General features: G+C 75.6%; 16 protein-coding genes and 1 riboswitch. Of the genes, 12 read left to right on the forward strand and 4 right to left on the reverse strand.

What is annotated here, in order from left to right; translation table 11 throughout:
• Positions 1-72 precede the first annotated feature (72 nt).
• Entirely contained in the window at positions 73-402 is a 330-nt protein-coding gene (locus O7622_RS26140; RefSeq protein WP_013287842.1) for a hypothetical protein, read from the forward strand.
• 37 nt (positions 403-439) lie between these two features.
• On the opposite strand, the gene O7622_RS26145 is transcribed toward O7622_RS26140, so the two are convergent.
• Complete coding sequence (locus O7622_RS26145) at positions 440-1,069, reverse strand: carbonic anhydrase (RefSeq protein WP_282310794.1); 630 nt, start codon at positions 1,067-1,069, stop codon at positions 440-442.
• A 148-nt stretch (positions 1,070-1,217) separates the two neighbouring features.
• Between O7622_RS26145 and O7622_RS26150 the strand changes: the two genes are divergently transcribed.
• From O7622_RS26150 to O7622_RS26165, 4 genes are all read left to right on the forward strand, one after another.
• Positions 1,218-2,132 (forward strand): alpha/beta hydrolase, encoded by a 915-nt coding sequence (locus O7622_RS26150; RefSeq protein WP_282310795.1) that lies wholly within the window; start codon positions 1,218-1,220, stop codon positions 2,130-2,132.
• Positions 2,133-2,255: 123 nt separating this feature from the next.
• A complete protein-coding gene (locus O7622_RS26155) occupies positions 2,256-4,370 on the forward strand; it encodes an AAA family ATPase (protein WP_282310796.1) in 2,115 nt (704 codons plus the stop codon).
• Positions 4,371-4,474: 104 nt separating this feature from the next.
• Positions 4,475-5,389: a cation diffusion facilitator family transporter gene (locus tag O7622_RS26160; protein WP_282310797.1), complete on the forward strand. Its 915-nt coding sequence runs from the start codon at positions 4,475-4,477 to the stop codon at positions 5,387-5,389.
• Between the two features lie 144 nt (positions 5,390-5,533).
• Positions 5,534-5,664, forward strand: a riboswitch (cyclic di-AMP (ydaO/yuaA leader).
• A gap of 4 nt (positions 5,665-5,668) precedes the next feature.
• Positions 5,669-6,742, forward strand: coding sequence for a hypothetical protein (locus tag O7622_RS26165; protein WP_282310798.1), 1,074 nt, complete (start codon positions 5,669-5,671; stop codon positions 6,740-6,742).
• A gap of 24 nt (positions 6,743-6,766) precedes the next feature.
• Here the strand turns inward: O7622_RS26165 and O7622_RS26170 are convergent, their stop codons facing one another.
• Together O7622_RS26170 and O7622_RS26175 are read right to left on the reverse strand one after the other, a co-directional pair.
• Positions 6,767-7,219, reverse strand: a complete 453-nt coding sequence (locus tag O7622_RS26170) for an SRPBCC family protein (RefSeq protein ID WP_282310799.1) — start codon at positions 7,217-7,219, stop codon at positions 6,767-6,769.
• A gap of 104 nt (positions 7,220-7,323) precedes the next feature.
• The gene (locus O7622_RS26175) at positions 7,324-7,683 is read right to left on the reverse strand and encodes an STAS domain-containing protein (RefSeq protein ID WP_013475611.1); all 360 of its coding nucleotides are present in this window, start codon (positions 7,681-7,683) and stop codon (positions 7,324-7,326) included.
• A 418-nt stretch (positions 7,684-8,101) separates the two neighbouring features.
• On the opposite strand from O7622_RS26175, the gene O7622_RS26180 reads away from it, so the two are divergent.
• The 3 genes from O7622_RS26180 to O7622_RS26190 all read left to right on the forward strand — a co-directional run bounded on the left by O7622_RS26180 (position 8,102) and on the right by O7622_RS26190 (position 10,019).
• On the forward strand, positions 8,102-8,506 hold the full coding sequence (locus O7622_RS26180; RefSeq protein ID WP_282310800.1) for a hypothetical protein: 405 nt from the start codon (positions 8,102-8,104) through the stop codon (positions 8,504-8,506).
• A gap of 160 nt (positions 8,507-8,666) precedes the next feature.
• Entirely contained in the window at positions 8,667-9,341 is a 675-nt protein-coding gene (locus O7622_RS26185) for a BON domain-containing protein (protein ID WP_282310801.1), read from the forward strand.
• A gap of 123 nt (positions 9,342-9,464) precedes the next feature.
• Positions 9,465-10,019: a DsbA family protein gene (locus tag O7622_RS26190; protein WP_282310802.1), complete on the forward strand. Its 555-nt coding sequence runs from the start codon at positions 9,465-9,467 to the stop codon at positions 10,017-10,019.
• 3 nt (positions 10,020-10,022) lie between these two features.
• On the opposite strand, the gene O7622_RS26195 is transcribed toward O7622_RS26190, so the two are convergent.
• On the reverse strand, positions 10,023-12,821 hold the full coding sequence (locus O7622_RS26195; protein ID WP_282310803.1) for a LuxR C-terminal-related transcriptional regulator: 2,799 nt from the start codon (positions 12,819-12,821) through the stop codon (positions 10,023-10,025).
• A gap of 155 nt (positions 12,822-12,976) precedes the next feature.
• Between O7622_RS26195 and O7622_RS26200 the strand changes: the two genes are divergently transcribed.
• The 4 genes from O7622_RS26200 to O7622_RS26215 are packed head-to-tail and all read left to right on the forward strand — an operon-like array spanning position 12,977 to position 16,925.
• Entirely contained in the window at positions 12,977-13,420 is a 444-nt protein-coding gene (locus O7622_RS26200) for a hypothetical protein (protein WP_282310804.1), read from the forward strand.
• Complete coding sequence (locus O7622_RS26205; protein ID WP_282310805.1) at positions 13,417-14,553, forward strand: alcohol dehydrogenase catalytic domain-containing protein; 1,137 nt, start codon at positions 13,417-13,419, stop codon at positions 14,551-14,553. Before O7622_RS26200 ends, O7622_RS26205 begins: the two co-directional genes overlap by 4 nt.
• 31 nt (positions 14,554-14,584) lie before the next feature.
• Positions 14,585-15,760: a saccharopine dehydrogenase NADP-binding domain-containing protein gene (locus O7622_RS26210; RefSeq protein ID WP_282310806.1), complete on the forward strand. Its 1,176-nt coding sequence runs from the start codon at positions 14,585-14,587 to the stop codon at positions 15,758-15,760.
• A gap of 31 nt (positions 15,761-15,791) precedes the next feature.
• Entirely contained in the window at positions 15,792-16,925 is a 1,134-nt protein-coding gene (locus O7622_RS26215; RefSeq protein ID WP_282310807.1) for a MerR family transcriptional regulator, read from the forward strand.
• The last annotated feature ends 39 nt before the right edge of the window (positions 16,926-16,964 follow it).

A 16,964-nucleotide genomic window follows, 5' to 3' on the forward strand; every position in this document is an offset into this window, starting at 1 on the left:
CCCACCCGGGCGTCATCCGCACAGCCCCCGGACGGCTTCCGTCCCCACCGTACGTCTGCAAGGAGTACCTCCGTGGCGAGCAACACCTCTAAGACCGCGCGCGCGTCCGTCCGGGCCGGCCAGGCTGGCCAGGGTGGCGCCCTCAGCGTGCTGGGCGAGTTCAAGTACCTGATCCCGCTCAACGGCGGCAAGCACGCCTACGTGCGCAACCTGACCAACGGCAAGACCGCGCACCTGCGCACCGACTCCGACGCCTTCGTCGAGGAGATCCGCGTGCTGGCCGCCGCCGGCCACGCCGCCAAGATCCGCGCCGAGATCAACGGCCTGGCCGCGTCCTACCCGGACCACGGCTGGGACGCCACCGAGAAGCGCCTGGTCGAGGCCGGCGTCTTCGAGGGCTGAGCGCCCTCACCCGCACCACCGCGACCGCCCGCCGGGATCACCCCGGCGGGCGGTTTCGCGTCTGCTCCTGCGGCAACAGCGTCACCTCGCCCGTGGCCAGGTCGTAGAGCGCGCCCTCCACTGCCAGCTCACCGGCGTCCACCGGCCCGGCCAGCCGGTCGTCGCCGCGCAACGCGGCCACCGTGCGCCGGACGTGGCGGCGGATCGCCAGCGGGTGCGCGTCCGGGTCGTCCACCCCGACGTCGGCGACCGCCGGGGCGATCCGGTCCACCACGTACGCCAGGTCGCCGCCGGGCCGCCGCCCGGTGCGCAGCGTCTCGACGGTCGAGCCGACCGCGCCGCAGCGCTCGTGCCCCAGCACCATCACCAGGCGTACGCCGAGCTGCTCCACCACGTACTCGATCGAGCCCCGGACGGCCCGGTCCAGCACGTGCCCGCCGGTACGGATCACGCAGATCGAACCGAACGTCTGGTCGAAGATCGCCTCCAACGGCACCCGCGAGTCGATACAGCCCAGCACCACCGCGTACGGCTGCTGGTCGCCGGAGGCCACCGCGGCGGCGGCGGTGACGTCGTGCCCGTGCACCGGCTGGCCGCTGACGAAGCGGCGGTTGCCGGCGAGCAGCTCGGCCAGCGCGGCGCGCGGCGTGCGGACGGTGGACGGCATGCCTCCCAGCCTGGTCACCGATCCGACGCCGCGGGGGCGGACCGGGATCTTCTCTCCGGGCCGGTTGCCGTGGTCTCATGGCGGGTAACGCCGGTGTCACCGCCGGGTCATCCGGTGGACACACATCGGCGGGCCCGGGAGGTGGACGATGCCGGACCTGGAACTGCGGCTCCCCGACGACGTACGCCTGCACGTCAGCGTCACCGGGCCGGTCGACGCCGAGGTCACCGCCGTCCTGCTGCACGGCTGGACGCTGGACGGGCGGAGCTGGCACCGCCAGGTCGCCGAGCTGCGGGAACGCTTCGGCGGCCGGGTCCGCCTGGTCACGTACGACGCCCGCGGCCACGGCCGGTCGAGCTGCCTGGCGCTGCGCGACGCCACCCTCGCCCAGCTCGGTGACGACCTGGCGGCGGTGGTCGACGAGATCGTCCCGTCCGGTCCGATCGTCCTGGTCGGGCACTCGATGGGCGGGATGACGGTGATGGAGTACGCGCACCGCCACCCCGACCGGTTCGCCACGCGTACCGCCGGGCTGGTCTTCGTCTCCACCACCGCCGAGGGGCACACGCACACCGCGTACGGCCTGTCCCCCCGGATCACCCGGCTGATCCGCCTGGCCGAGACCGCCGGCGCCGGGGTGCTGGCCCGCTGCGGCGGTTGGCGGCCCCCGCACGCGCTGCTGCGCGCGCTGCGCCCGAGCATCCGCTGGATGCTGTTCGGCGACCGCTGCGACCCGGCCGACATCCGCCTGGTCACCTCGGCGGTGGCTCGGGCCACGCTGCGCTCGATCGGCGGTTTCCGGGCCTCGATCGGCGCCCAGCACCGGCTGGAGACGCTCGCCGCGCTCGGCGGGCTGCCGGCCGCCGCGCTGGTCGGGGACCGGGACCGGCTCACCCCGCCGCCCTGCGCCGAGTCGATCGCGGCGGCGCTGCCCACCACGGAGCTGACGGTCTGCCCTGGTGCCGGGCACATGCTGATGATGGAGCGCCCCGACGAGGTGAACGCGGCCCTCGCCGGCGTGCTGGACCGGGTGCTGGCCGGACGCCCGGCGACCCGTCTCTGACCGTCTCCGGCTCGCGACGGCACTGACGTACGCCACGTGCGCGGCATGCCCCGGCGTGGCGGTTGCCGGCGGCCCGTACCCTCATTCAGCCCGTCGTGCCCTCCGAACACAGGAGCATCCGCGTTGACCGACCAGACCACGCTGGACCGGGAGATCGCCGCCGAGCAGCGCCACCTCGACCGGGTGTACGCCCGGCTGGCCGAACTGCGCCGGTCGGCGGCCGACGCCGAGCGGGAGGGCTACCAGCTGGCCCGGGTCGGCAACTTCGGCGCGCTGGTCGAGCGGGACGCGATGGTCTTCCACGCCGCCCAGCGCCGGCACGTGCTGGACGCCGAGCACGAGGGGCTGGTGTTCGGCCGGCTGGACCTGCGTACCGGGCAGGTGCTGCACGTCGGCCGGCTCGGTGTGCGGGGCGTGGACGCGGAGACGCTGGTGGTGGACTGGCGGGCACCCGCCGCCGCCGCGTTCTACCAGGCCACGCCCGCCGAGCCGCGCGGCGTGGTGCGGCGGCGCACGATCCAGTCCGCGTCCGAGAAGGTCACCCGGATCGAGGACGACCTGCTGGACCCGGAGGCCGCCCCGCCGGACATGGCGGTGGTCGGTGACGGGGCTCTGCTGGCCACGCTGTCGAGGGCCACCGGCCGAGGTATGCGCGACATCGTCGCCACCATCCAGCGCGAGCAGGACGAGGCGATCCGTTCCCCCGGCAACGGCGTCACGATCGTCTCCGGCGGCCCGGGTACCGGGAAGACGGCGGTGGCGCTGCACCGCGCCGCGTACCTGCTCTACTCCGACCGGGCCCGGTACGCCGGCGGCGGCATCCTGGTGGTCGGCCCGTCCGGCGTGTTCGTCGAGTACATCGCCTCGGTGCTGCCCTCGCTGGGCGAGGAGACCGCCACGCTGCACTCGCTCGGCTCGCTGTTCCCCGGACTGTCCGCGTCCCGGACCGACCCGCCGGACGTGGCGGCGGTGAAGGGATCGCTGCGGATGCGCCGGGTGCTGGAACGCGCGGTACGCGACGCGGTGCCGGACTCCCCCGCCGAGCTGCGCCTGCTCTACCGGGGCGAGCTGCTGCGCCTGGAACGCCCCGCGCTGGACGCCGTCCGGGACCGGACGCTGGCCCGTGGGGCGCGCCGCAACGAGGTACGCCGGGCGGCGTTCGACGCGGTGCTCGCCGCGCTCTACGCGCAGGCCCGCACGCTGCGGGTGGGCCGCCTGCCGGAGCAGCCCGCGTTCGAGGACGAGATCATCGAGCGGCCCGAGTTCCGCGAGTTCCTCAAGGCGTGGTGGCCCCGGCTGCACCCGCGGCACGTGCTGGACTGGCTGGCCCGCCCGGACCGGCTGCGCCGCTACGCCGGGGGCATCCTCTCCTCGGCGGAGATCCGGCTGCTCGGCGACGCGTACCGGACGCTGGCGGCCGAGGGACTGACGGTGGCCGACATCGCGCTGCTGGACGAGCTGGACGCGCTGCTCGGCAAGCCGGTGCGGCGGGCCCGGCCCAAGCGCGACCCGTACCAGCTCGCCGGTGGCGTGCGTGAGCTGAGCACGTACGCCGATCGGCAGCGCGCCGCCCGCGCGGCGGCGCGGGAGCGTCCGGACGACTACCGCGACTACGCGCACGTGGTGGTGGACGAGTCGCAGGACGTCTCGCCGATGCAGTGGCGGATGATCGGCCGACGCGGGCGGCTGGCGTCCTGGACGGTGGTCGGCGACCCGGCGCAGACCGCCTGGACCGGCGACCCGCAGGAGCTGGACCGGGCCCGTGACCAGGCGCTGGGCCGGCGCAAGCGGCACCGCTACGAGCTGACCACCAACTACCGCAACTCGGCGGAGATCTTCGCGGTGGCGGCGGCGGAGATCCGCCGCCTCTACCCGGACCTGCCGCTGCCCGACGCGGTGCGGTCCACCGGCGTGCCGCCGGTCGAGCGCACGGTGCCCGCCGCCGACCTGCCGGCGGCCACGGTCGAGGCGGCCGAGGCGCTGCTCGCGCAGGTGGAGGGCACCGTCGGCGTGATCACGCCGGTGCCGCGCCGGGACGAGGTGGCCGGCTGGCTGGGCGGGCTCGGCGCGGGCCGCCTCCAGGTGGTGACCAGCCTGCAGGCCAAGGGCATGGAGTACGACGGCGTGGTGCTGGTGGCGCCGAGCGAGATCCGGGCCGATCCCGGTTCGGGCGTGCGCACGCTCTACGTGGCGCTGTCCCGGGCCACCCAGCGTCTCACCACGCTCGACCCCACCTGACGGAGACCCGGCAGTGATCCGGAAGTCACCCACAGTTCAGTTGCATACATAGCGATGTGAACATACATTGAGCCTGGCCGGTACGGGGCAGGAAGGGTGTTGGCGTGGGCGCAGGTCATGACCACAGCGGCGCGGTGACGAACGCGGCACACCGCCACCGGGGCCGCCTCTGGGCCGCCTTCGCGCTGCTCGCCGCCCTGATGGTGGTCGAGGCGGTGGCCGCGTTCACAACCGGCTCGCTGGCCCTGCTCTCCGACGCCGGGCACATGTTCACCGACGTCCTCGGCATCGGCATGGCGCTGGCCGCGATCACCGCCACCCGCCGCGCCGGCACCGACCCGCAGCGCACGTTCGGGCTCTACCGGCTGGAGGTGCTCGCCGCCCTCGCCAACGCCGTGCTGCTCGGCGCCGTCGCGATCTACGTCCTGGTCGAGGCGGTACGCCGGTTCGGCGAGCCGCCGGAGGTGCTGGCCGGCCCGATGCTCGTGGTGGCGGTGCTCGGCCTGCTCGCCAACATCATCGCGTTCGCGCTGCTGCGCGCCGGGTCGAAGGAGAGCATCAACCTGCGCGGGGCGTACCTGGAGGTGCTCGGCGACCTGCTCGGCTCGCTCGGCGTGATCGCCGCCGCGCTGGTCATCACGGTGACCGACTGGTGGTGGGCGGACCCGCTGGTCGCCGTCGGGATCGGCCTGTTCATCCTGCCGCGCACCTGGCGGCTCGGCCGGGCCGCGCTGCGCATCCTGGTGCAGGCCGCGCCGGAGCACCTCCAGGTCACAGCCGTGCACGACCGGCTGGCCGCCGTACCCGGCGTGGCCGAGGTGCACGACCTGCACGTCTGGACGCTCACCTCGGGCATGGAGGTGGCCTCGGCGCACCTGACCACCGACCCGGGCGTGGACCCGGGCGTGGTGCTGGCCGCCGCGCGGGCCGCCCTGCACGAGGACTTCTCCATCGATCACGCCACGTTGCAGGTCGAACCCGGAGCGTCGGCCGGAGTGTGCGGACAGACCGAGTGGTGATTAGGACACACTTAAATCCCTGTGGCTAATGTAGTCTTATGCCGGTTTTGCCCCGCCTAGTGGCGCTGCTCGACGGAGCCGCGCCCGGGCAGCGCCGGTAGTCTCGGTCGCGGCCGCACCCGCGGACGCCACCCGGCCCCGGTGGGGCGGCCGTCGCCTAATCGTCCGCAGGGACGAGCCGGGGAACCACGTACGTGGGGTGCATCCGCGTCAGCGGTAGGGATTTTCCGTCCCGAACCCGTCAGCTAACCCGGTCGGCGTTGACGGAAGGACGTGTGCATGCCCGCAGTGGCACCTGTACGACGGACGGCCGCCCGGTTGGCGGCCCTGCTCGTCGCGACGCTGGCCCTCGGCGTCGCGACCGTTCCGGCCTCCCCCGCCTCCGCGGCGCCGGTGACCGGCCTGCTCGCCGCAGCGCCCGGCGACGACGAGGGTGGCACGCCCGAACTGCGTGCCCAGCTCGACGCGGCCGGCAAGGGCTGGCTGGAGGCGAAGGCCGCGCTCAACCGGTCGGTGACCCGCCAGAAGCAGCTCAACGACCAGCTCAAGACGGTCGGCGCCGAACTGGCCGTCCGCGACGCCAAGGTCGGCGAGATCGCCGTCGTGGCGTACCGCAACGGCCGCCTGGGCACCGCCGGGGCGCTGCTCGGCAGCAGCAGCCCGGAGGGCTTCATGGACCGGGCCGCCGCGCTGGAGCAGGTCGCCGCGCACGAGGACCGTACGCTGCGCGACCTGATCACCACCCGGGACGAGGCCACCCGCACCCGCGCCCAGCTCGACGCAGAGATCCGCGAACAGCGCAAGCAGGTGACGGTGATGGCCAAGCGCAAGGAGCAGGCCGAGCGCGCCCTGGAGGTGGCGAACGACAGCACCTCGCGCAGCAGCAGCGGCGGTGGCAGCGTCCAGGGCACCTCCGGCAAGAACGCGAAGCCGGCACCGCGCAACTCGGACGGCTCCTGGCCGTCGGAGTCGTGCAGCGTCAACGACCCCACCCCGGCGAACGGCTGCATCACCCCGCGCACGCTGCACGCGCTGCAACAGGCCAAGGCGGCGGGCTTCACCAGGTACGTCTCGTGCCACCGGCCCAGCGGCTCGGGTGAGCACCCGAAGGGGCGGGCCTGCGACTTCGCCGCGCAGAAGAACGGCTTCGGCGGCGTGGCCACCGGCGGTGACCGGACGTACGGCAACAACCTGGCCGCGTACTTCGTGCGCAACGCCGACCCGCTCGCCGTGCTCTACGTGATCTGGTTCAAGCAGATCTGGCTGCCCAGCAGCGGGTGGAAGTCGTACAGCGGCGGCAACGGCGACCCGTCCAGCGACCACACCAACCACGTGCACCTGTCGGTGTACTGAGCCGCCCCGAGAGGGCCGGCCGGATCAGGCCGGCCGACCCTCCAGGGTCGCTCCGAGACGCGCCGCCAGGCCCAGGTGAGCCGCCCGGGCCTGGCGGAACGCGTACCCGAACAGTGGCGCCGGCGCGGTGAGCGTGATCTCCACGTCGATGCGTACCGTGCCGTCGGGCTCGTCGCGCAGCCGGGTGTGGTTGCGGACGGTCGTCGCGGGCTGCTGCCGCGCCACCGTGACCACCTCGTCCTCGCCGGCGATCAGCACGTCCGCCTGGTACGTGACCGGGAAGTGCAGCGGGCCGAGTTGCAGCCGGTCGGTGATCGCGTAGCTGGCCAGCGCGCCCGGCCGGGACGGCAGCTTCCGGACCCGGACGATCAGCGGATGCAGCTCACCCTGGCGACTCAGGTCACCGAGCAGGGCCACCGCTTCGGCCCGGCTGCACCGGGCCTGCACGGTGTAGCTGAAGCTGTCGCTGCTCTGCAAGCGGGGCCCCCTCGCCGTCGTGCGTCGCGACGATCGTCCCGTACCGACGCCGGACTGGCAACGGGTAGAAGGTCCCCTGGCCGCAGGGGGTGTGAGCGGCACGCTCAGGCGCCGGGCAGCACCTCGGGGGTGTCGTCGGCGAACCACGGCTCGGGCGCGCCGAACAGGCCGAGCAGGCCGGTCACCCAGAGCTGCCGGTGCACGAACCGGCTCGGCTCGGTGACCACGAGCTTGACGCCGCTGACCTCGCAGGTCTGGAAGCCGGCGACCATGGCGCTGATGCCGACCGAGTCGATGAACGTGACGAGCCGCATGTTCAGCTCGATCCGCGCCGGGCGGCCCTTCGCGAGCACCTCGGCGATCGCTTCCCGCACCTCGTACGCGGTGTCGACGTCGATCTCCCCACGGGGCGCGATCTGGACGACACCACCCGGCCGCACCGACTTCACGATCGACAGGCTCACGCGAGCACCTCCACTCGCCCGAAACGGGCGCCTCATCAGTACGCGGGCCGCGACCGAGAGTATTCCTCCAACGGCCCGGTCGCCACCCCCCGGGATGAGCAATTCGCGAACTGGGCACACCTGGGCGTACCCAATCCGGACCTCCGGGTTCCAGTTTCCCCTTCAAGGCGGGTCACGACCAGCCGTGCGGCCGGGCGGACCCGCCGATCCGCCGACCAGGGTAGCGGGCGCACGCACGTCCCGCGGGCACCGGTCCCGGCACGTTAGGGTGGTTCGTCCCGTTCGCCGCTCGCGGGCCGCGAACGCGGCATGGTTTGCCGGGCGCGCCGGTGGGGCACTGCCGGAGACAGTGAACCCGCCGGATGGACACCGGAGTCCGAAGTGGCCGCCGGCCTTCGGCACCCGAGGAGGTACAACGATGTTCGGATCCAACCTGCTGGACCGCCGGGGCAAGGCCGAGCGGGTCGCCGACCAGGCGTGGCAGCACCTGGTCTCGGCCGTCGGTTCCGCCGGTGACAGCGTGCGCGACGCCACCCGGACCGCCCGCCGCAGTTCCTCCGGCCTCGCCGACGACGCCACCGACATGGTCGGCACCGCCGCCGAGGAGGCACGCCGCCGGGCCGGCCTCGCGTTCGACGCGCTCGCCGGCCGCCGGCCCGCGCTGCCGTGGACGCTGCTGATCGCGGCGGCGCTCGCCGGCGCGGCGATCGGCTGGGCCGCCGGCACGGCGGCACGCGCCGCCGGCAGCCGGGACCGCGCCGCGGACGAGATCGAGTTCGTGGACGTGGACCGGCCGAACTCCCCGGCCGACCTGGACGGCTGACCCGCCCGTACGACACGACGACGGCCGCCCCCGCGACTCCCGGGGACGGCCGTCGTGCAGCCTCACCCGGGCCGGGTGAGGCCCGCTCACCCGGGGCGCGCGCAGGATCGCTGGTGCGGGACCACGTGCCCGCGCCGCGATCGACGGGAGGGGGAGCCGGATGGCCACCGACACGATCACGCGTACCGACCGGGACATCCAGTCCGCCGTGCTCGACGAGCTGACCTGGGAGCCCCGGGTCGGCCCGGACGAGATCGGGGTGACAGTCACCGAGGGGGTGGTGACGCTCACCGGCCGGGTGGACAGCTACGCCAAGAAGTGGGCCGCCGAGCGGGCCGCGCACCGGGTCGCCCGCGTCCGCGCGGTCGCCAACGACCTCGCCGTCCGGATCGACACCGCGGCCGGGCGGGAGGACCCGGAGATCGCGGTCGCGGCCGTACGGGCGCTGGAGTGGGACGCGTTCGTGCCGATCGAGGCGTTGCAGGTGACGGTGGCCGACGGCTGGGTCACGCTGCACGGCGAGGTCGAGTGGGAGTACCAGCGGCGGGCCGCCGAACGCTCGGTCGCCCGGCTCACCGGCGTGTGCGGGGTGAGCAACGGCATCGCGGTACGTCCCGCCGTGCACGCCGACGGCCGCGACCTGGCCGAGCGGATCGTGGACGCGCTGGCCCGCAACGCCGCCACCGAGGCCGAGGAGGTCGGCGTGCGGGTGCACGGCGACACGGTGCTGCTGGACGGGCAGGTCCACTCCGCCGGCGAGCGCGAGGAGATCGAGCGGGTGGTGTGGAACGCCCCGGGCATCCGGGAGGTGCGCAACCACCTCGCCGTGCGCTGACGGAACCACCCCGCCCGGGTGAGCCCGCCTCACCCGGGCCGCGGCCATGGTGGAGGGCATGAGTGATCCGAACGGGCTCGACACGCTGGTTCGGCTGGACACGGATCGGCGGGTGAGTGCCGGATGACCACGCCCCTCCAGGTCACCACCGCGCGGCTGCGGATCCCGGTGACCGAACGCGACCATGTCCGCGGGCCGGTGGACGCGCCGGTCACCGTCGTCGAGTACGGCGACTTCCAGTGCCGGTTCTGCGGCGCCGCGTACCCGAACCTGGCCGAGGTGCTGCGCCAGCGGGCCGACATGGTGTGTCTGGTGTACCGGCACTTCCCGATCACCAACGTCCACCCGTACGCGGAGAGCGCCGCGGAGACCGCCGAGGCCGCCGCCGCCCGGGGCCGGTTCTGGGAGATGTACGACTGGCTCTACCAGCACCAGGACCAGCTCGACCCGGTGCACCTGTCGCTGGGCGTCGAGCAGGTCGGCCTGTCGCCGGAGGAGATCGCCGCGGAGGTCGGCCGGCAGGAGTACGCCGACCGGGTCCGGCAGGACTTCGTCGGCGGCATCCGCAGCGGCGTCAACGGCACCCCGACGTTGTTCGTCAACGACGTCCGGCACGACGGCGGCTACGACCTGGCCGAGTTGCTGGCAGTGGTGGACGCCGCCACCGACGACGGCTGACAGTCAGATCAGCCGCAGCTCGCGTGCCCGCCGGACGGCGTCCCGCCGGCGGGTCGCGTCGAGCTTGCGGTAGATGTTGCGCACGTGCGTCTTGACCGTGTTGACCGACAGTGACAGCTCGGCGGCGATCTCCACGTTGGACAGGATGCTCTGCAGGTAGCGCAGGATGGTCAGTTCCCGCTCGGTGAGCGGCTCGTCGAGCGTCCGGGCCGGACCGTCGGCAGTCGCTGCCGCCGGTTGCGCGTCCACGCCCCGGACCAGCTCGCTCACAGTGGCCCAGTACGCGGTGCCCGAGTCCAGGCGTGCGGCGAGCAGATTCCGTACCCCCGGGTCGGCCCGGGTGAAGACGCGCCGGAAGCCGTCCGGCTCGGCGAGCGCCAGCACCTCCTCCAGCAGCCGCCCGGCGCGCCGGGCGTCACCGGAGGCGTCGGCGAGCGCCGCGTCGAGCAGCCCGGCGCCCAGCCGCACCGGCAGCGGCCAGTCCGCCGCGCCGGACGCGGTCCAGTCGGGCAGCGCACGCTCGGCCGCGCGGGCGTCACCGGCGCGCAGCCGCAGCCGCGCGGCCACCAGCGCCGGCGCCGGCCCGTCGCCCGCCGCGTCGAGCAGCGTCCGGGCGCCGTCGACGTCGCCGACGGCGGCGCGTACCTGGGCCTCGTCGGCGGCGAGCCATTCGCCCAGCTCCGGGCCGGGCGGCGCGACCGTGCGCGCCCCGGCGAGCGTGCGCAGCGCGCCGCCCGGGTCACCGCCGTCGGCCAGCAGCCCGGCCCGGCACAGTGCGGTGAGCGCCGCGCCGCCCGGCTCCGCGCCGGCCGGCCCGGCGAACGCCAGGTGGGCCGTGGCCTCCGCCGGCCGGTCCCGCTCCCAGTCCACGAACGCCAGCGCCAGGTACGCGTAGCCGCAGTCGGACCGGGACGACCAGCCCTGGCAGGGCGGCATCGCCAGCGCCTCCCGGGCCAGCTCCTCGGCGGCCCGCAGCGCGCCCCGGGCCGCCTCCAGCAGCGCCGAGCGGCTGACGCAGAGCAGTTCGGTACGCGGTCGCCCGGCCCGCCGCGCCGCCTCCCGCGCGCTGGCGAAGCGGTCCCGGGCGGTGGACAGCTCCCCCTCGGCAAGCGCGGCCAGCCCGTGCGCGGCGCCGGTGACCGCGCGCACGTCGTCCCGCTCGGCCGTCCCGGCGCGCGGATCGCCGGCATCACCGGCAACGGCACTGTCGGCGTCCGGGCCGCCCGGGGACTCGTCAGCGGCGATGGTGGCCAGCAGGCGGTCGGCGGCCCGGCGTACCTCCTCGTGGTCGCCGCCGAGCCGGGCGAGGCTCAGCTCCACGGCGGCTGCGAGCCGGCCGAACCGGTCACGGCGCGGCGCGGGCAGGCCGGCGGCCTCGGCCAGCGCCCGCCGCAACTGTGCGTCGGCGGCGGCCCGATCCCCGGCGTACGCCCGTTCGGCGGCCGCGGCCAGCGCCAGCTCCGGATCCCGGCGGACCGCCTCGGCGGGCGGCTCGGGTGGAGCCGGCGCGGCGGCGGGTTCGTCCGGGGCCAGCTCGGGCCACCGGGTGACGAGCAGCTCGGTGGCGCCGGCCCACTCACCGGCGAGAAGCGCGTGCCGCAGCGCCTCGGCCGGGCGGTCGTGGGTGCCGTACCACCCGGCCGCCCGCCGGTGCAGCTCGCGCACCTCGTCGGCGGGCAGCCGGTCCAGTTCGTCGCGCAGCACGTCGGCCAGCAGCGGGTGCGGCCGGTACCAGGGCGGGCTTCCGCCGTCCTGGTGGAGGAAACCACCCTCCCGGGCCGCCTCGGCGAGCAGGTGCCCGGCGTCGGGCCGCCCGGTCAGCGCGGCGGCCAGGTCGGCGTGGACCGCGACGGCCACCGCCACCCGGCGCAGGACGTCGCGGGTCGCCGGTTCCAGCGGGGCGAGCACCTCGTCCCGCAGGTACGCGGCGACGTCCGGCTGGTCACCGGCGAACCGTTCCACGGCGCGCGCCGGGTCGGCACCGTCGCCGAGCGCGAGCGCGGCGAAGCGCAGCCCGGCCGGCCAGCCGGTGGTCCGCTCGACGAGCCGGGTCACGGCCGGGGCGGGTACGGCCACGCCGTGCGCGACGAGCAGGTCGGCCACCTCGTCGGCGCTGAACGCCAGGTCGTCGGCGCCGATCACGGTCAGCTCGCCGGCCAGCCGCCAGCGGTGCAGCGCCAGCGGTGGTTCGCCCCGCGCGCCGGCCACCAGCCGCAGCCGGCCGTCGGAGTGCCGGAGCAGGAACTCCAGCCCGGTCAGGGCGGCCGGGTCGGTGACCCGGTGGAGGTCGTCCAGGACCAGCAGCACGGGTCGTTCCCGTGCGGCGAGCGCGGCGGCGAGCGTTTCCAGCTGTTCGGGCCGGGGCGGCCCGTCCGGCACCGGTGGCGGCCCGTCGTCCGGGTCGTCGGCGGCGGCGGTACGCAGGGCCGCCGCGAGATAGCCCCAGAGCCGCCGGGTGGTCTCGCCCTCGGCCACCGTCACCCAGGCCGGTGCCGGCCCGTCCCGCTCGCCCTGCGCCCAGGTCGACAGCAGCGTCGTCTTGCCCCAGCCGGCCGGCGCGCAGACGAGCGTCACCGGCCCGGACGCGCCCCGTTCCAGCCGGTCGAGCAGCCGGGGACGCAGCAGGACCGGCTCGGGTGGCGCGGGCGGCGTCAACCGGGACGCCAGCAGCGGCGGGCCACCCGGCAGCGCACCACCGGCGACATCGGGTGAATCGAGGCCGGTGATGGGCAGATCGGGCGTACCGGTGATGTCGCTCGTGCCGCTCGGTGCGGTGACGACCTGGTCTGCCTCCTCCGGCATGCGTCCCTCCCCCCGTCGGTGCGGGCAGCGGTTACCCGCACCGCGCCGGTTCACCCCTTCGGGGCGAACCCCGCTCACCCGGGCGGCGCGCACCCTGTAGGCACGCGGGGCGACCGGCCGGGTTGGCCGGCCGCCCGGGGACGGCGGGAGGTCAGGTGGCGCGGAGCAGACGGCTGGCGGCGGGCGCGCTGGCGCTGGCGGGGGTACGGCTGCTGGCTCCGGCGGGCGCGCGGGTGCTGGCCCGTCGTCGCGCGCGACGGTCCGGCGCCGATCCGCGGCCGGGCCGGTGGCAGGTGGTGACAGTGACCGGGGCGCCCGAACAGGTGCTCCCGGCCGGGCGGTGGCCCGAGCCGCTGCGCCGCCTCGACGGCGCGATCGAGGTCTGGGCCCGTCCGGCCCCCGGCGGTCGCGGCACCGAGCTGGCGGCCCGCCCGCTGGGCGGGGAGTGCACGCTCCCGGGGTTCGCCGCACACCTGGTCGGCGACGACCCGGGCCGGTTCCTGCGCCACGTGCTGCGGCAGACCAAGCAGCTCCTGGAGACCGGCGAGGTGCTGCGGGCGGACCGCTCGCCGCTGGACCGGCCGGGAACCGTGACGTGAGGGCGCTGTGCTGGGCCGGAGCCGGCCTCGTCGAGGTGCGCCGCGTGCCGGACCCGGAGCTGCGCAACGCCCAGGACATGATCGTCCGGGTCCGGCGGAGCACTACCTGCGGCGCGGACCTGCCGCTTCTCGGTGGGCAGGTGCCCGAGGCGTCCGCCGGGGAGGTGCTCGGACGCGAGTTCCTCGGCGACGTGGTCGAGGTCGGTCCGGAGGTACGCCGGCACCGGGTCGCCGACCGCGTGGTGGTGGGCGCGGCGGTCGCCTGCGGGGCGTGCTGGTTCTGCCGCCGTGGGCTGCCCGCCTGCTGCGACAACGGCACGAGCGGCGTGGCGGCCGAGCCGGAGTGGGGGCAACCCCCGGCCGGCGGTTACGGCCTGCCGGCCCGGCTGGGCGGCTTCGCCGGTGGTCACGCCGAGTACGTGCGGGTGCCGTACGCCGACGTGGGCGCGTTCGCCGTGCCGGAGTCGGTGAGCGACGAGCGGGCGGTGTTCGCCGCCGACGCCGCACCGGCCGGCTGGTACGGCGCCGAGCTGGGCGAGGTCGCCCCCGGCGACGTGGTGGCGGTGTGGGGTGCGGGCGCGGTCGGTCAGCTCACCGCCGACGCGGCAGTGGCCCGGGGCGCGGACCGGGTGGTGGTGGTCGACGACCGGGACGACCGGCTGCGGATGGTCACCGGGCACGACGGCGTGGAGGCGCTCAACCACAGGTACGTGGACGTGCTCGCCGAGCTGCGCGAACGCAGCGGCGGCCGGGGCCCGGACGTGTGCGTCGACGCCTCCGGGGTGCCGGCCGCGCCGGGCCGGTGGCCGGTGGCCGAGCCGGACGGCGGGGCGGCGCTGCGCGAGGCGGTGCACGCCTGCCGCAAGGGCGGCGTGGTGGTGGTGCTCGACGCCCGGCCCGGGTTCGTGGACCGGTTCCCGCTCGGCGCGTTCACCGGCAAGGGGCTCGCCGTCCGCGCCGCCCGGCGCCGGGGCGGTGCCGCGATCCCGGCGCTGCTGGAGCGGATGGCCCGCGACGAGCTGGTCACCGAGCACCTGGCCACCCATCGGATGCCGCTGGAGCGCGGCGCCGAGGGGTACGCGTTGTTCCGGGACCGGGCCGACGGCTGCGTCCGGGTGGTCTTCACCCCGTGAAGGTGAGCGCCGTGGATGGCACACTCGGCGGATGCGCGCAGACCGTCCGTACGACCTCGTCCTGTTCGGCGCCACCGGCTTCACCGGCGGGCTGACCGCCGAGTACCTCGCTCGGCACGCGCCGGACCGGTTGCGCTGGGCACTCGCCGGGCGCAACCCGGACAAGCTGGCCGCGGTGCGGGACCGGCTGGCCGCGATCGACCCGGCCCTGGCCGACCTGCCGCTGCTCACCGCCGACGTGACCGACCCGGCGTCGCTGCGGGCGGTGGCGGAGAGCGCCCGGGTGGTCGCCACGACGGTCGGCCCGTACGTGCACCACGGCGAGCCGCTGGTGGCCGCCTGTGCCGCGGCCGGCACCGACTATCTCGACATCACCGGTGAGCCGGAGTTCGTCGACCGGATGTACGTGCGGCACCACGCCGAGGCGGTGCGCACCGGGGCACGCCTGGTGCACGCCTGCGGCTTCGACTCGATCCCGCACGACCTGGGCGTCTGGTACACGGTCAAGCAACTGCCGGCCGACGGGCCGATCGCCGTCGACGGCTACGTGCGGGCCGGTGGCCGGTTCTCCGCCGGGACGTACCACTCGGCGCTCACCGCGTTCTCCCGTACCGGTGAGATGAGCCGGGCGGCGCGGGCCCGCCGGGCGATGGAGCCCGGCCCGGACGGACGCCGTGTCCGCGCGGTGCCGGGCAAGGTCGGCCGGGTACGCGAGTTCGGCCAGTGGGCGGTTCCGCTGCCCACCATCGACCCGCAGGTGGTCCGCCGGTCCGCGGCGGCCCGCCCGGAGTACGGCCCGGACTTCCGCTACCGGCACTTCGCGGCGATGAAGCGGCTGCCCACTGTGCTGGTCGCCGGCGTCGGGCTGGCCGGTGTGGTGGGGTTGGTGAAGGTGGCGCCGACGCGGCGCTGGCTGCTCGGGCGGCTCGCCTCCGGGCAGGGCCCGACCGCCGAGCAGCGGGCCGAGTCGTGGTTCCGGGTGCGGTTCGTGGGCACCGCCGGCGACCGGCGCGTGGTGACCGAGGTGGCCGGCGGCGACCCGGGTTACGACGAGACGGCCAAGATGCTCGCCGAGTCGGCCCTCTGCCTGGCCTTCGACGACCTGCCGGAGACCGCCGGGCAGGTCACGCCGGTCGCGGCGATGGGTGACGCGCTGCTGGACCGGCTGGTACGCGCGGGCATCACGTTCCGCACGCTGCCGGCGTGAGGTTGACCCTCGACCCGCTTGAGGTCACAGGATGACGGCCGTGGAGAGCGAGCTTCGCAGCATCGGCGAACTGGCCCGGGCCAGCGGGTTGACGGTCAGCGCGCTGCGGTTCTACGACCGTTCCGGCGTGCTGGCCCCGGCCCGGGTGGACCCGGTGACCGGCTACCGCTGGTACACCGAGGAGCAGGTGGGCCCGGCCCGCCTGGTGGCCGGGCTGCGCCGGGTGGGGATGCCGCTGGCCGGCATCGCCGAGGCGCTGCGGCACCGGCACCGGCCGGCCGAGGTGCACCGGCTGCTGGACGCGCACCTGCGCCGTCTGGAGGACGGCCTGGCCGACGCGCGTCGCGAACTCTCCCGGATCCGCAGCCTGATCGACCCGGAGGAGACCATCGTGACCACCCGCCTCGTGCTGTCCCGCACCGACCTCGCCGCCGCCGTGGACGCCGTACGCTTCGCCGTCGGCGCCGACCCCGGCCTGCCGGTGCTGTCCGGCGTGCTGGTGGAGGTCGAGCCGGACGGTGTCCGGCTGGTCGCCACCGACCGGCACCGGCTCGCCGTGGCCCGGGTGGGCGGCACCGTCGACGGTCCGCCGGTGAGCGCGCTGCTGCCGGTGGCCGCCGTCGACGACCTGCGGGCGCTGCTGGACCTCGACGGCGCCGACGCCGCCGAGGTCGTCGTCGCCACCGACCGGGTGACTGTCACGGTGGCGGGCCGGCCGCTGACCGCCGTCCCGTTGCCGTACGACTTCCCCGACTACCGGCGGCTGCTGCGGGCGCAGCTCGGCGACGTGCCCGCGTACCGGATCCCGTTCGACGGTGCGGCGCTGCGCGCGGCGCTCACCGCCGACGGCGTCCCGGTCTGTCACCGCGCGCACGAGGGCGTGGAGCACGAGGTGGTCGCGCTCGGCCTGGACGGCCGGGGTGAGCTGCGCCTGGTCGACCCGAACGGCGCGGTCGACGCCGGCGGCGTGGACGGCGCGGCGGGCGCGGGCGCGGGCGGGCAGGATGCGCTTCGGGTGGCGGTCAACCGGGAGTACCTGCTGGACGCGCTGGGGTCCGGCGACGGTCAGCTCGTGCTGGAGCTGGACGGCCCGATCGCCCCGCTGGCCGTGCGGCGGCCCGACGACGCGCACGCCTTCTCGGTGCTGATGCCGGTACGCCTCTGACGTTCCGCGCGCCGGTGCCGGCGTCGGGCGGCACCTCGC

It is taken from the genome of Micromonospora sp. WMMD1076, assembly GCF_029581475.1.
Taxonomy (GTDB): Bacteria; Actinomycetota; Actinomycetes; order Mycobacteriales; family Micromonosporaceae; genus Micromonospora; species Micromonospora aurantiaca.

What these genes read in the sequence shown, in the direction of transcription:
- O7622_RS26190 (WP_282310802.1), top strand. Translation starts at nt 9,465, where the DNA reads ATGACCACGCCCCTCCAGGTCACCACCGCGCGGCTGCGGATCCCGGTG.
- O7622_RS26165 (WP_282310798.1), top strand. Translation starts at nt 5,669, where the DNA reads ATGCCCGCAGTGGCACCTGTACGACGGACGGCCGCCCGGTTGGCGGCC.
- O7622_RS26150 (WP_282310795.1), top strand. Translation starts at nt 1,218, where the DNA reads ATGCCGGACCTGGAACTGCGGCTCCCCGACGACGTACGCCTGCACGTC.
- O7622_RS26215 (WP_282310807.1), top strand. Translation starts at nt 15,792, where the DNA reads ATGACGGCCGTGGAGAGCGAGCTTCGCAGCATCGGCGAACTGGCCCGG.
- O7622_RS26210 (WP_282310806.1), top strand. Translation starts at nt 14,585, where the DNA reads ATGCGCGCAGACCGTCCGTACGACCTCGTCCTGTTCGGCGCCACCGGC.
- O7622_RS26180 (WP_282310800.1), top strand. Translation starts at nt 8,102, where the DNA reads ATGTTCGGATCCAACCTGCTGGACCGCCGGGGCAAGGCCGAGCGGGTC.
- O7622_RS26145 (WP_282310794.1), bottom strand. Translation starts at nt 1,069, where the DNA reads ATGCCGTCCACCGTCCGCACGCCGCGCGCCGCGCTGGCCGAGCTGCTC.
- O7622_RS26195 (WP_282310803.1), bottom strand. Translation starts at nt 12,821, where the DNA reads ATGCCGGAGGAGGCAGACCAGGTCGTCACCGCACCGAGCGGCACGAGC.
- O7622_RS26185 (WP_282310801.1), top strand. Translation starts at nt 8,667, where the DNA reads ATGGCCACCGACACGATCACGCGTACCGACCGGGACATCCAGTCCGCC.